We start from the raw sequence: 13,946 nt of genomic DNA, 5'->3' as shown, positions 1-13,946 counted from the left end.
CGATGACCACCATGCTCACCAGCGACCTGCCCCTGCCCAAGATCGGGCGCGGCAAGGTCCGCGATATCTACGCCGTCGACGACGACCGCCTGCTGCTCGTCACCACCGACCGCATCAGCGCCTTCGACGTCGTGATGGGCGAGACCATCCCGATGAAGGGCGCGGTGCTGACGCAAGTGAGCGCGTTCTGGTTTGGCGAGCTCGAAGGCGTGGTGCCGCATCACATGATCAGCGCCGACACCGACGCGATCATCGCAGCCGTGCCGGCCTTGAAGCCGCATCGCGCCGAGATTCTCGGCCGCGCCATGCTCTGCCGCCGCACCACCGTGTTTCCGATCGAATGCGTGATCCGCGGCTATCTCTCCGGATCGGCCTGGAAGGAATATGCGGCAAACGGCACGCTCGCGGGCGAGAAGCTGAAGGCTGGGCTGGTCGAGAGCGAGAAGCTGAACCCGGCGATCTTCAGTCCAGCGACCAAGGCCGAGACCGGCCATGACGAGAACATCACCATCGCGCGGATGCGCGAGGTCGTCGGCGACGAGACTGCCTATACGCTCGAGAGCATGACGCGCGCGGTCTATACGCTGGGCGAGGAGCTGGCGCGCGAACAGGGCATCATCATCGCGGACACCAAGTTCGAATTCGGCCGCGACAAGGACGGACGCATCATCCTGATCGACGAGGTGATGACGCCGGACTCATCGCGATTCTGGGCGGTCGACGCCTACAGGCCCGGCCAGCCACAGGCGAGCTTCGACAAGCAGCCGCTGCGCGACTATCTCGATGTCGAGCGCCGCGCCGGCCGCTGGAACGGCGACGCCCCGCCGCCGCCATTGCCCGCAAGCGTGGTGGAGGCGACCAGCAAGAGGTATCTGGAAGCGTATCGGCGGGTGACGGGGAAAGAGCTGAAGATTTAGGCTTGCCTCTCGCCTCACTTCGTCATTGCGAGCGCAGCGAAGCAGTCCAGACTGTCTCCGCGGCGGGATCCTGGATTGCTTCGCTCCGCTCGCAATGACGTGGGGAGGTCCGGCCCTCTAGATCGCTGCCGAGGTCGCCCCGAAAACTATCGGCAATTTCACACTTGAAAGAATCCTGTTTGCGCTAGGCTCGCAGTCCTCTACCTCTGGGACGGCAATTTTCATGAGCGAGTGTCAGGACGTGACAGATCCAGCAATTGACTTCGGTCCGGTTACCGGGGTCAATCCGTCGCTCAAGCGTGCGCTGAATGATATTTTGGGCGGAGGGGCCGCCAGCGTCCTGACCGTCACCTTCGGGCTGTCCTATGCGCTGCTGATCTTCGCCGGCCCGCTGTCGCCTTTTCTGTCCTACGGCATTGCCGCGACCTTCATCAGCTCCGCGGTGCTTGCGGCGACCATCGGACTTGGCAGCTCCCTGCCCTTTGCAGTCGCCGGCCCCGACAGCTCGACCGCCGCGGTGACGGGCATCATGGCCGCCTCGCTGGTCGAACGCATCGAAGCGGCGCATTTACCCCTGCTCCCGCCCGTCCTGATCACGCTTGGCCTGTCGACCGTGCTGACCGGGGTAGTGCTGTGCGGATTGGGACTGACACGGATGGGCCGCGCCATCCGCTACGTGCCATATCCGGTGATCGGCGGCTTCCTCGGCGCCACCGGGCTTTTGATTGTGCTGGGTGCGATCCGGGTGATCACCGATCATCCCGTGCAGCTGGCCACGCTGCTGCACTTGACCAACGGCGTCACGCTTTCGGAACTGGGCGCCGCCTGCGTGATGGCGCTGGTGCTGTACCTGACCTGGCACCGTTCGCGCAGCCCGTTCGGACTGCCGATCATCCTGATCGGGGGCATGCTCACGGCACATCTGGCGTTCTGGATCACAGGCATCTCGCCGGAGGAGGCGCGCGCCATGGGCTGGACCTTCCAGCCCCCGCCGCCGGCGGCGTTCATGCTGCCCTGGCACACCGAGGATCTTGCCCGCTATCCCTGGTCCGCAGTACCGGACCTGCTCGGCAATCTGGTCGCCGTCATCTTCGTCACAGCCTCCAGCACGCTGTTCAATACCACGGGAATCGAAGTCGCCGTGCATCGCGAGGCCAATCTGGAGCGCGAGCTGAACGTCACCGGCGCCGCCAACATTCTGACCGGCGCCCTCGCCGGCTATGCCGGCTGTGTCTCGGTCAGCCGCTCGATCCTCAATTTCTCCAGCGGCGGCCGCGGGCGCCTGTCCGGACTCACGGTTGCAGCCATGTCGCTGCTGATGCTCGCCGTCGCACCGGAGCTACTCGGCTTCATGCCGAAATTCGTGCTCGGCGGGCTGCTGCTCTATCTCGGCGCCGACCAGCTGCACAAATGGCTGATCGAGTCGCGCAAGCGGCTCTCGAAGCTCGAATATCTGTCGCTGGTCGCCATCATCGCGATCATCGTCGCCTGGGGCTTCGTGCCCGGCATCCTGATCGGCGTCGTCATCGGCTGCGCGACCTTCGCGTTCAGCGCGGCGCGGGTCGAATCGATCAAATACAGCTTTGACGGTTCCGAATATCGCTCTTCGCTCGACCGCTCGCGCGACGACCAGCAGGTGCTGCTGGCCCATGGCGGCAAGATCCAGGGCCTCAATCTCCAGAGCTACCTGTTCTTCGGCTCCGCCAACCGGCTCTTCCAGCACGTCAAGCTGCTGCTCCAGCAGCGCCCGGAGTGCCGCTATCTGCTGTTCGACTTCAAGCTCGTCACCGGCGTCGATTCCTCGGCCGCCTACAGTTTCGCCCAGATCAAACGCAGCGCGGGTGATCTCGGCGTCGAGCTGATCCTGGTGCACCTGTCAGCCGCGGCCGAGAAGGTGCTGCGCTCCAGCGATTTCATCGGCGCAGGCGTCACCGTCATTCCCGAGCTCGATCGTGCGCTGGAGTGGTGCGAGAACGAACTCATCGCGCAGCACCAGGAGCTGGCACGGGAGGAAGCGAGCCTGCGCGACTGGTTCACGGGGATGCTCGACAGCGAGGACGACGCCGACGAGCTGATCCGCCGCTGCCAGCGCCTCGAGGTCGAGGCCGGCGAGATCATCGTGCAGGCCGGCGATCCCGCCGATTCCATGCACTTCATCCTCGACGGCCGCGTCGGCATCATGATCCCGGCCGACGACGACCGCACCACCCGCGTGCGCAGCCTCGGCCGCTACACCACGATCGGCGAGATGGGGCTGGTGTCACAGACCCCGCGCAGCGCCACCATCCAGGCCGAAGTCGACAGCGTGCTCTATGTGCTGAACATGCACCAGTTCGACGCGATCAAGAGCGAGGATCCCGCGCTCAGCCACAAGCTGCTGACGTATTTCGTCTCGGTGATGGCCGAGCGGCTGACATTTGCAAACCGCACGATCTCGGTGCTGCGGCGCTGATGGTGACGTAGCCCGGATGGAGCGAAGCGCAATCCGGGATTTTGCCACGAGCCGCGGAGGCCCCGGATTACGCTTTCGCTCCATCCGGGCTACGAGACTACGGCCCTACACCCCCGCCATCATCACGTATTTGATCTCGACATACTCTTCCATGCCGTGATGCGAGCCTTCGCGCCCCAGGCCGCTTTCCTTGACGCCACCGAAGGGCGCGACTTCGGTGGTGATCAGGCCGGTGTTGACGCCGACCATGCCGGATTCCAGCGCTTCGGCGACGCGCCAGACGCGGCCGAGATCGCGGGCGTAGAAGTAGGAGGCGAGGCCGAACGGCGAGGCGTTGCACATCGCAATGACGTCGGCTTCGTCCTTGAAGCGGATCACCGGCGCGAGCGGGCCAAACGTTTCCTCCTGCGCCACCAGCGAATCCGGCTTGACCTCGGCGAGCACGGTCGGCTCGAAGAAGGAGCGCCCGAGCTCGCTGCGCTTGCCGCCGGTGACGATTTTGGCGCCGCGCTTCACCGCATCGGCGATGTGGCGTTCGACCTTGTCGATCGCTTTCATGTTGATCAGCGGACCCTGGGTGACGCCGCTCTCGGTGCCGTCGCCGATCTTCATCATGGCAACTTTCTTCGACAGCTTCTGCACGAACTCGTCGTAAATCTTGTCCTGGGCGTAGAGGCGGTTGGCGCAGACGCAGGTCTGGCCCATGTTGCGGTATTTCGAGACGATCGCGCCTTCGACTGCCGCATCGATGTCGGCGTCGTCGAACACCACGAACGGCGCATTGCCGCCGAGCTCGAGGCCGAGCCGCTTCACGCCGACGGAGGCCTGCTGGTAGAGAATCTTGCCGACGGCGGTCGAGCCGGTGAAGCCGACGAAGCGCACCGCCGGATGCTCGCACAGCACCTTGCCGATCGGCGGCGCATCACCGGTGATGATGTTGAACACGCCCTTGGGCACGCCGGCCTTCTCCGCCAGCACCGCAAGCGCCAGCGCCGACAACGGCGTTTCGTTGGCGGGCTTGAGCACCACGGTGCAGCCGGCCGCGAGCGCCGGCGAGACTTTTCGCGTGATCATCGAGTTCGGGAAATTCCACGGCGTGATCGCGCCGCAGACGCCGATCGGCTGCTTGATCGCGAGCAGGCGCGCATCGGGGCGTTGGGTCGGAATGGTCTCGCCATAGACGCGGCGCGCTTCCTCCGCGAAGAATTCGACATAGGCGCCGCCGATGTCGACCTCGCCGAGCGCCTCGCTGAGCGGCTTGCCCTGCTCGGAGGTGAGGATCAGCGCGAGGTCCTCGCGGTTGGCGATAATCAGCTCAAACCATTTGCGCAGGATGTTGGAGCGCTGCTTGGCGGTCTGCTTGGCCCAGGCCGGGAACGCGCGCTCGGCGGCCTCCACGGCCCTGGTGGCATCATCGGCCGAAAGCTGCGGCACCTTTGCGAGCTCGACGCCGGTCGCCGGATTGTTCACGGCAAACGTCGGCGAACCGACCCAGGCGCCATCAATGTAGCAGGCCTCCTTCAGCAGCGACGGGTCCTTCAACCGGCCGCGCAGGGCGGCGGTGGTGTGCTGAGCGCGTGCGGCGGCGGTCGGGGTCATGGCGTTACTCCCTAGGACGATCGGATCGGCCGGAATATAGGGACAAGCGGCGCGCAATGCACCGTCCCGCAACGCGCATCTGCCTATGAGGAAATTTGGGAGCCCGGCGTCAGGCCGCGCCGCTCATATAGGTCTCGCGCCGGCCGATCATGCGTTCTGCGGCCACCTTGGCGTCGGCCTTCGAGGAGGTTGCGCAGGTGCGGTATTCGAGATCGGGCGCGTCGGACGTGTCGCGGCGGCCGAACCAAGATTTCGCGCCAACCGGCAGCAGTGCCAGCGCCTGTGCCAGATTGTCGACGGCGCCGAAGGAATAGAGTGCGCCGGTGCCGGTGATGCGGACCTCGTAGATGCCGGGCGCGATCGGCGCCTCGAGGTTCTCGCCCCGTCCGGGACGGGGATAGCGCTTCCATTCGCTCCAGGTCGAAATCATCAAGGGTCCCCTCGCGGCCTATGACCGCCAAATTTGCATCAAGTCTTAACGTCGGCCGCGCGATTGGGCCGGGTGCTGAACGCCGCAACGCACAATATGTTTCAAGTGCTCGAAAGCGCTCGAAACATATCGCCTCGGCCTATCCCGGGTCACCGCGAAGTGCGGCCATCCACCGCAGATTGTGACGAAGTGTTGCAGTCCAGTCGCCTTGTCGTCGTGCGTCAGGCACGGACCGTCAAGTCACGACATCGCGACCGGCGCAGGTACGTGGATGTGCTTGCCGCGAGGAGCATGCGGGAGGACAATCGATCACTTCCAACAATAATAAAACCGGAGGAAACGCGTATGCAAAACCAAGCAGAGATCGACGAAGTCCTGCGCAAGAAGAGTGACGCAAAAGAGATTCCCGGCGTTGTGGCGATTGCCGCCAGCGGCAGCGAAGTGCTCTACCAGGGCGCGTTCGGCAAGCGCGATTTGTCCAAGCCCGATGCGATGACCACGGACAGCGTGTTCTGGATCGCATCGATGACGAAGGCGGTGACGACCACAGGCGCGATGCAACTGGTCGAACAAGGCAAGCTGTCGCTGGATGCGCCGATCGGATCGGTGCTGCCCGATCTCGCCTCGCCGCAGGTGCTCGAAGGCTTCGACGCCAATGGCGAGCCGAAGCTGCGGCCGGCCAAGTGGCCGATCACGCTGCGCCAGCTCATGACCCACACCGCCGGCTTTGCTTACAACGTATGGAACGGCGACTGCGCGCAATATCTGGAGAAGACTGGAACCCCGAACATCTTCTCCTGCCAGAACGTCGCGTTGAAGACGCCGATCATGTCTGATCCCGGCACCCGCTGGGAATATGGCATCAACATCGATTTCGTCGGCAAGGCGGTGGAAGCCGTGAGTGGTCAGCGGCTCGACGCTTATCTGCGCGACCACGTGTTCACGCCGCTGGGCATGAATGACACCGGCTTCAAGATCACCGACAACATGCGCCAGCGGCTGGTCGCCACGCATGCACGCGGCGAGGATGGATCGCTGGCGCCGATCCCGTTCGAGATCGAACAGAGTCCGGAATTCCATATGGGCGGCGGCGGCCTTTACGGCACTGCCGGCGACTACATCAAGTTCACCCAGATGATCCTGAACAAGGGCCGCGGCAACGGCAATCAGGTGCTGAAGCCCGAGACGGTCGCTCTGATGGGCCAGAACCACATCGGCGATCTCACCATTGGCAAGATGACGACGGTGGCACCCATGTACACGAACGACGTCGATCTCTTTCCCGACATCGTGAAGAAGTGGGGGCTCTCCTTCCTGATCAACACCGCCAAGACGGCGGAAGGCCGCAGCGCCGGCAGCCTCGCCTGGGCTGGTCTCGCCAACACCTATTTCTGGATCGATCCGGCGCGCGATGTTTCCGGCGTGATCCTGATGCAGGTGTTGCCGTTCGTCGACGCCAAGTGCCTGGAGACGTTCGCTGGGTTCGAGCGCGGGGTGTATGCCGGGCTCGATGCGGGGAGCGGGCAGAAGGCGGCGTGAGGGCCCCGTCTTTCACCACACAAAGACTGTCATTCCCCGCGAAAGCGGGGAATCCAGTACGCCGCGGGTTCTCCGTATTCCTCTGCCGTCTCGGATTACTGGATCGCCCGGTCAAGCCGGGCGATGACAGCGGAGAGTGAGGCGCGCACCCGCCTCCACATCGTCATTGCGAGCGGAGCGAAGCAATCCAGTCTGTCTCCGCGGAAAGACTCTGGATTGCTTCGCTTCGCTCGCAATGACGGGAGAGAGACGAGACTACCCCGTCAGCCCGCGCTGCTCGGCGAGCTCCTTCAGCGACACTTGCGGGCGCGCGCCGATGTGCTGGATCACTTCGGCAGCCGCCAGCGCACCGAGCTCACCGCACTGCTTGTACGCAAGGTTACGTGCGAGGCCGAACAGGAAGCCGGCGGCGAAGAGGTCGCCGGCGCCGGTGGTGTCGACCAGCTGGGCAATCGGGAACGCGGGCGCGGCGACCGCGTCTTCCGACGACACCACCATGCAGCCCTTCTCGCTGCGGGTGACCACGCCGAGATTGACGTCGTTGCGCAGCTGCTTGAGCGCGGTATCGAAGTCCGAAGTGGTGTAGAGCGAGTGCAGCTCGGATTCGTTGGCGAAGACGATGTCGACGGTGCCGTTGCGCATCAGCGCCAGAAACTCGTCGCGGTAGCGATCGACGCAGAACGAATCCGACAGCGTCAGCGCCACCTTGCGCTTTGCGTCATGGGCGATCTTGGCGGCCTTGACGAAAGCGTCCTTGGCATTCTTGGGGTCCCAGAGATAGCCCTCGAGATAGACGATGCCGGCGCCGGCGATTTCGGCCGGGTCGATGTCGGCGGGCGACAAATCTTGCGCGGCGCCGAGATAGGTGTTCATGGTCCGCTCGCCGTCCGCGGTGACCAGGATGTAGGAGCAGCCGGTGGCGGCGCCGTCCTTGGCGGCGGGCGTGTTGAAGGCGACGCCGGCGGCGCGGATGTCATGGACGTAGAGCTTGCCGATCTGGTCGTCCTTGACCTTGCCGACATAGGCCGCGCGGGCACCGAGACTACCAATGCCGACAATGGTGTTGGCAGCCGAGCCGCCAGAGACTTCAGTGGCCGGACCCATGTCCTTGTAGATGGCGGCGGCGCGGGCCTCGTCGATCAGGGACATGCTGCCCTTGGTCATGCCGTGCCGGGCGAGAAAGGCCTCGTCGGTCCGGACCAGCACGTCGAACAGCGCGTTGCCGATGCCGAGAACGTCATATTTCACGTCAGCCATTCACTTTGATCCCGTTGCCCGATTGCGATCTCGCGGAAAATCCGCTTCCTGTCGGCCTGAAAATGTAGCCCGCGGCCTATCACGACCGGCCGTGCCCGAGCAAGCAACGGTATTATTACGCCAGATGATCCGCTCCTTCCTGACGGTATCTACGGGAACACTGGCCTCGCGGCTACTGGGTTTTGCGCGCGATTCCATGATTGCCGCATTGCTGGGCACCGGCGCTGTGGCGGATGCGTTTCTGGCGGCGTTTCAGCTCGTCAACGTGGTGCGGCGTCTGCTCAGCGAGGGAGCGCTGAACGCGGCGCTGATCCCAGCCTGGCTGCGCATCCGCGAGCGCGGTGGCGAGAAGGCCGCAGCGGCATTCGCAGGACGCGTGCTCGGCACGGTCAGTGCGGCCCTGATCGGAATCTCGATCGTCATTGCGCTCCTGATGCCGCTGATCATCACGGTCATTGCGCCCGGATTTCTTGGTAGCGGCACGCTCGATCTCGCCGTTCAGAATGCGCGGCTGATGCTGCCCTATCTCGCCTTCGCCGGCCCGGTCACCGTGCTGATGGGACTGCTCAACGCGCAGGGGCGCTTTGCGCTCACGGCGTTCTCGCCGCTGCTGTTCAACATCGCGCTGATCGCCGCGATCGCGGCACTGCTGTTCGGCCACGCCGACGCTGTCTTCGCCGCGTGGATGCTGGCTACCACCGTCGGCCTCGCCGGCCTGCTGCAACTCCTGATGCTGCTGTCGCAGCGGAGTGCGCGACTGGCAACGCCGCTGCGCGCGACGTTCGACAAGGAGATGCGCGGCTTTTTCGCCAAGGCCGTTCCCGGCATGATCGCGAGCTCGGGTCCGCAATGGCTGATGGTGGCCGGCGCGATCATCGCCTCGGCCACGCCGTCCGCGGTCTCATGGCTCTATTTCGCCAACCGCCTGATCGAGCTGCCGCTCGGCATCGTCGGTGTCGCCATGGGTACCGTGCTGGTGCCGGAGCTGACGCGTGCGGTGGCTAGCTGCGACCGCAACGCGGTGGCGCATGCGGAATCGCGTGCGCTGGAGCTTGCAACCGGGCTGGCGCTGCCCGCCACGCTCGGCCTGATCGTGCTGGCCGAGCCGATCGTGCGGCTGTTGTTCGAACATGGCGCCTTCGGTGCCGGTGACAGCGCAGCCACCGCGCATGCGCTGAAATGGCTGGCGCTGGGCCTGCCGGCTCATGTGCTAATCAAGGCGCTGTCGCCGGCCTTCTACGCCCGCAGCGATACGATGACGCCGCTGCTTGCAACCGCCAAGGGATTTGTGATCGCCGTCGCGCTCGCGGTCTTGCTCGGCCATTTTTTCGGCGCAACCGGGATCGCCGCGAGCATCGCCGCGGGCGCCTGGAGCAGCGCGCTCGCCCTGCTGCGAAAGGGCACCACCGAGTTCGGCTTCTCGGTCGACGCAGCCGCCCGCAAAAGGCTGCCGCGGATCGTACTCGCCGCAGCCGTCATGGGCGCCCTGCTCTGGCTGACCGCGGGCTTCATCCCTGCCGGCAGCTACGGCGTCATCCGCTTTATCGCGCTAGGCCTGCAGATCGCGGCGGGAATCGCCGTCTACGGCCTGCTCCTCCATATCCTCAGCGTCGCCTCCTGGCGCGAGGCGGTTAGCGCCCTGAAGCGTCCGAGGCATTAGAGTAGCTCGTCGAGGGACCCTTCACCTCTCCCATCGGGAGAGGTCGATTTGCACAGCAAATCGGGTGAGGGACCCGGTCTCTCGTTGTAGCCTAACCCCTCACCCGCGCCTTCGGCGCGACCTCTCCCTATGGGAGAGGTGGAATTACACTTGACGACGCTGCGCCGCTGTTGGAAACGACGGCCGATTACCTCCAGGAAAGCTTGCCAGGAAAGCTTAACATGCCATTCGTTGAACGGGTCTTTTCGGGCGTCCAGCCGACGGGCAATCTGCATCTCGGCAATTATCTCGGCGCGATCGTCAACTTCGTGAAGCTGCAGGAAACCCACAACTGCATCTATTGCGTCGTCGACATGCATGCGATCACGCAAGGGCTGGACGTCTGGGGCGGACCGGCCGAGCTCGCGCGCAACACCCGCGAGGTGACCGCGGCGTTCATCGCCAGCGGCATCGATCCGAACAAGCAGATCGTGTTCAACCAGAGCCAGGTCTCGGGACATGCCGAGCTCGCCTGGATCTTCAACTGCGTCGCGCGCATGGGCTGGCTCAACCGCATGACCCAGTTCAAGGAGAAGGCCGGCAAAGACCGCGAGAACGCCTCGGTCGGGCTGTACGACTATCCCGTGCTGATGGCCGCCGACATCCTGCTTTACCGCGCCACCCACGTGCCAGTCGGCGAGGACCAGAAGCAGCATCTCGAGCTCTCGCGCGACATCGCGCAGAAGTTCAACAATGATTTCGGCGACTCGATCCGCGGCCACGGCGCCAATGACGGCCTGTTCTTCCCGCTGCCGGAGCCCTTGATCACGGGACCCGCGACGCGCGTGATGAGCCTGCGCGACGGCACCAAGAAGATGTCGAAGTCGGACGCATCGGACAATTCGCGCATCAATCTGACCGACGACGCCGACACCATCGCGCAGAAGGTGCGCAAGGCGAAGACCGATCCGGAACCGCTGCCGATCGAAGAGAAGGGTCTGGAAGCGCGTCCCGAGGCCGACAATCTCGTCGGCATTTTCGCCGCGCTCTCCGGCCGCTCCAAGGCCGAGGTGCTGCGCGATTTCGGCGGCGGCCAGTTCTCCAGCTTCAAGAACGCGCTGGTGGAGCTGTGCGTCACCAAGCTTTCGCCGATCGCCGGCGAGATGAAGCGCCTCGTCGCCGACCCCGGCCATATCGACGCGATCCTGAACGGCGGCGCCGACCGGGCCCGCGCGATCGCCGACGAGACCATGAAGCTCTCCAAGGACATCGTCGGCTTCATCCGCCCGCGCTGATTGTTGCGTTCGCGACCCCCGGGCGCCGGCCGACCTTCCCTCTCCCAAAGCATGATGGAGTGTGGCAGCATGCCAGCCGTGCTCACGCCGGGACATGCATGACCAGCAAGCGACAGTGCTTCGAGCCGGGTCACAAGCCCAAATGCCTTGTCATCGTCGACGACACTGCCGAATGGGATCGCGCGGTCTATTACGCCAGCCGCTGGGCGATCCGGGCCGGCGGCGGCGTGGTGATGCTGCGCATCATCGAGATCGAGGACCAGAACCAGCAATGGCTGGGGGTCGCCGACATCATGCGCGCCGAGGCGCATGAGGAGGCCAACGCCGCGCTCGACCGCGCCACCGGCCGCGCCAACGGCATTGCCGCGATTACGCCGGAACGGGTGATCCGCGAAGGCGCGCCGATGGAACAGCTGCTCGCGGTGATCGACGAGGATCCCGACATCGCCATGCTGGTGTTGGCCGCCAATCCCGGCGCCGAGGGCCCGGGGCCGCTGGTCACACTGCTCGCACATGCGCTCGGCACGTTCCCCGTTCCCGTGACGATTATTTCCGGCGCCCTGAGCGACCAAAGCGTGGATTCACTGTCGTAGCTTGCTCTTTACCCTCCCCTGGAGGGGGAGGGTCGGCTCATGTTGAGCGAAGCGAGACATGAGACGGGGTGGGGTGAAGGTCTCTCCACCTCTCACGCTGCCCGTGGGGAGAGATCACCCCACCCCGCTCGCGCTTCGCGCGATCGACCCTCCCCCTCCAGGGGAGGGTAAGAGGAGCCTAACCCGCTGAAAGTGATGGGTGAATTTCCCGCCACCCCTTGACCGTGCGTTCCCCGTCGCCATCTGCTAGTGGATAGCCTGCGCGCCGGCCTTGAACCGGCGACGTCCGGAGAAAGCCATGTTCATTCAGACCGAAGCCACCCCCAATCCCGCCACGCTCAAGTTCATTCCCGGCCGCGTCGTGACCGACGGCGGCCCGATGGAGTTTTCGAGCCGCGAAGCCGCCACGCGCTCGCCGCTCGCCGAAAAGCTGTTCGAGGTGCCCGGCGTCACCGGCGTATTCTATGGCTCCGACTTCATCACCGTGACCAAGGCGGGCGGTGAATGGCAGCAGCTCAAGCCAGCGATTCTCGGCGCCATCATGGAGCACTACATGTCCGGCGCGCCGCTGCTCGCCGACGGCGCGGCGCCAAGCGATAGCGACCTCGACTACGCGGACGAGTTCTTCGACGAGGCCGATGCCGAGACGGTCGACATGATCAAGGACCTGATCGAGACCCGCGTGCGGCCGGCGGTCGCCAATGACGGCGGCGACATCACCTTCCGCGGCTTCAAGGACGGCATTGTCTATCTCAACATGAAGGGCGCCTGCTCGGGCTGCCCGTCATCGACCGCAACGCTCCAGCACGGCATCCAGAACCTGCTCAAGCATTTCGTGCCCGACGTGGTCGAAGTCCGGCCGATGTGATTGCGCGTTCGACGATCGAGTTGAACACCGTCATGCCCGGGCAAAAGCGCGAAGCGCGTTCTTCGCGCTAGATGTCCCGGGCATCCACGTTCTTGGGACTCAAAGTCGTGGATGGCCGGGTCAAGCCCGGCCATGACGACGGGATGATGCTATGATCGTTCCATGCTGATCCTCGCCATCGATACTGCGCTCGAAGCATGCGCGGCCGCCGTGCTCGATACCGAGGCCAGCGAACTCCTTGCGCAGGAGCAGCTTCTGATGAAGCGCGGCCACGCCGAGGCGCTGATGCCGATGATCGCGCGCGTCATGCTATCAGCCAATCTGGCCTTCACCTCGCTCGACCGCATCGCCGTCACCGTCGGTCCCGGCAGTTTCACCGGCTTGCGCGTCGGCATTTCGGCGGCACGCGGCCTTGCGCTCGCGGCCAAACGGCCGGCCGTCGGGCTGACGACATTGTCGGCCTACGCTGCCGCCATCGTCGGCCAGAGCGGAACGACGCCCGTGATCTCGGCGATCGATGCGCGGCACGACCACGTCTATTTCCAGATCGTCGCCGGCGACGGCAGCCAGCTGGTGCGGCCGAACGTGGCCAGCATCGACGAGGCGATTGCGGCCTCGCAATTCGGCGCGCCGCATTTGGTCGGCAATGCCGCAAATATCCTCGCCGAGCGCTGGCCAAAGGACGCACCGCAACCGGTTGCGGTCGACGCGCAGCCTGCGCCCGACGTCGGCTGGGTCGCATGGCTCGGCGCGGCCGCCGATCCCGAAACAACGCCGGCGCGACCGTTTTATCTGCGCGCGCCCGATGCAAAGCCGGCAGCACAGCCGCCACGCGCAGCGCAAGCCGCGACCCCATGATGAGATGGTTGTCGCAATGGTGGCGCGGCGGCACTGCCGCCGTCGAGCCGGCTGCTGCGCGCGACGCCGCGCGGCTGGCGCAGCTTCACGGCGAATCCTTCGCGCGCGGCTGGGGCGAAGGTGAGTTCGAGACCATGATCGGCGAGCGCAACACGCTGGTGCATCGGTTGCGCCTGGGCCGCAAGACGGTCGGCTTTGCAGTGTCGCGGATCGGCGCGGATGAAGCCGAAATCCTCTCCATTGCCGTCGACCCGGCCCTTCGCGGCCGCGGCCTGTCCCGCACGCTGCTGATGACCCATCTCGGCCACCTTGCAGGGCGCGGCGTACGCACGATATTTCTGGAAGTCGAGGAAAACAACCAGCCGGCGCGACGGCTCTACGACCGGGCCGGATTCATGGTGGTCGGGCGCCGCGAACGCTACTATAAGCAGCCGAACGGGGAACAATTGAACGCACTTCTGATGCGACGTGACTTGTCGTAACATTGTTGGCACAAAGC

The 13,946-nt window shown here is 64.9% G+C and carries 12 protein-coding genes; 9 read left to right on the top strand and 3 right to left on the bottom strand.

Annotated elements, in window-relative coordinates; all coding sequences use genetic code 11:
- Window positions 1-2 precede the first annotated feature (2 nt).
- Both GWG65_RS12410 and GWG65_RS12405 read left to right on the top strand, forming a co-directional pair.
- Complete coding sequence (locus GWG65_RS12410) at window positions 3-917, top strand: phosphoribosylaminoimidazolesuccinocarboxamide synthase (RefSeq protein ID WP_275195851.1); 915 nt, start codon at window positions 3-5, stop codon at window positions 915-917.
- A gap of 241 nt (window positions 918-1,158) precedes the next feature.
- Window positions 1,159-3,369 carry a SulP family inorganic anion transporter gene (locus GWG65_RS12405; RefSeq protein WP_275195850.1) on the top strand — a complete coding sequence of 737 codons (2,211 nt, stop codon included), beginning with the start codon at window positions 1,159-1,161 and terminating at the stop codon, window positions 3,367-3,369.
- A 105-nt stretch (window positions 3,370-3,474) separates the two neighbouring features.
- Here GWG65_RS12405 and GWG65_RS12400 read toward each other — a convergent pair whose 3' ends face one another.
- Together GWG65_RS12400 and GWG65_RS12395 are read right to left on the bottom strand one after the other, a co-directional pair.
- Entirely contained in the window at window positions 3,475-4,968 is a 1,494-nt protein-coding gene (locus GWG65_RS12400) for an NAD-dependent succinate-semialdehyde dehydrogenase (RefSeq protein ID WP_275195849.1), read from the bottom strand.
- Between the two features lie 109 nt (window positions 4,969-5,077).
- Complete coding sequence (locus GWG65_RS12395) at window positions 5,078-5,398, bottom strand: hypothetical protein (RefSeq protein WP_275195848.1); 321 nt, start codon at window positions 5,396-5,398, stop codon at window positions 5,078-5,080.
- A 345-nt stretch (window positions 5,399-5,743) separates the two neighbouring features.
- Here GWG65_RS12395 and GWG65_RS12390 point away from each other — a divergent pair, with 345 nt between their 5' ends.
- On the top strand, window positions 5,744-6,937 hold the full coding sequence (locus GWG65_RS12390) for a serine hydrolase domain-containing protein (protein WP_275195847.1): 1,194 nt from the start codon (window positions 5,744-5,746) through the stop codon (window positions 6,935-6,937).
- 255 nt (window positions 6,938-7,192) lie between these two features.
- On the opposite strand, the gene GWG65_RS12385 is transcribed toward GWG65_RS12390, so the two are convergent.
- Window positions 7,193-8,194 (bottom strand): adenosine kinase, encoded by a 1,002-nt coding sequence (locus GWG65_RS12385; RefSeq protein ID WP_275195846.1) that lies wholly within the window; start codon window positions 8,192-8,194, stop codon window positions 7,193-7,195.
- A gap of 124 nt (window positions 8,195-8,318) precedes the next feature.
- Between GWG65_RS12385 and murJ the strand changes: the two genes are divergently transcribed.
- From murJ to rimI, 6 genes are all read left to right on the top strand, one after another.
- Complete coding sequence (murJ, locus tag GWG65_RS12380) at window positions 8,319-9,854, top strand: murein biosynthesis integral membrane protein MurJ (RefSeq protein WP_275195945.1); 1,536 nt, start codon at window positions 8,319-8,321, stop codon at window positions 9,852-9,854.
- A gap of 221 nt (window positions 9,855-10,075) precedes the next feature.
- On the top strand, window positions 10,076-11,128 hold the full coding sequence (gene trpS, locus GWG65_RS12375; RefSeq protein ID WP_275195845.1) for a tryptophan--tRNA ligase: 1,053 nt from the start codon (window positions 10,076-10,078) through the stop codon (window positions 11,126-11,128).
- Window positions 11,129-11,226: 98 nt separating this feature from the next.
- A complete protein-coding gene (locus tag GWG65_RS12370; RefSeq protein ID WP_275195844.1) occupies window positions 11,227-11,721 on the top strand; it encodes a universal stress protein in 495 nt (164 codons plus the stop codon).
- A gap of 298 nt (window positions 11,722-12,019) precedes the next feature.
- Window positions 12,020-12,589 carry a NifU family protein gene (locus GWG65_RS12365; protein ID WP_275195843.1) on the top strand — a complete coding sequence of 190 codons (570 nt, stop codon included), beginning with the start codon at window positions 12,020-12,022 and terminating at the stop codon, window positions 12,587-12,589.
- Between the two features lie 162 nt (window positions 12,590-12,751).
- Window positions 12,752-13,447 carry a tRNA (adenosine(37)-N6)-threonylcarbamoyltransferase complex dimerization subunit type 1 TsaB gene (gene tsaB, locus GWG65_RS12360; protein WP_275195842.1) on the top strand — a complete coding sequence of 232 codons (696 nt, stop codon included), beginning with the start codon at window positions 12,752-12,754 and terminating at the stop codon, window positions 13,445-13,447.
- Window positions 13,444-13,929, top strand: a complete 486-nt coding sequence (gene rimI, locus GWG65_RS12355; protein WP_275195841.1) for a ribosomal protein S18-alanine N-acetyltransferase — start codon at window positions 13,444-13,446, stop codon at window positions 13,927-13,929. Before tsaB ends, rimI begins: the two co-directional genes overlap by 4 nt.
- Window positions 13,930-13,946: the final 17 nt, after the last annotated feature.

The sequence above is a fragment of the Bradyrhizobium sp. CSA207 genome (assembly GCF_029051685.1).
In the GTDB taxonomy this organism is placed as follows: Bacteria; Pseudomonadota; Alphaproteobacteria; order Rhizobiales; family Xanthobacteraceae; genus Bradyrhizobium.
Note: the sequence above shows the minus strand (reverse complement) of the source record. Positions and strands in the feature narration are given on the sequence as shown.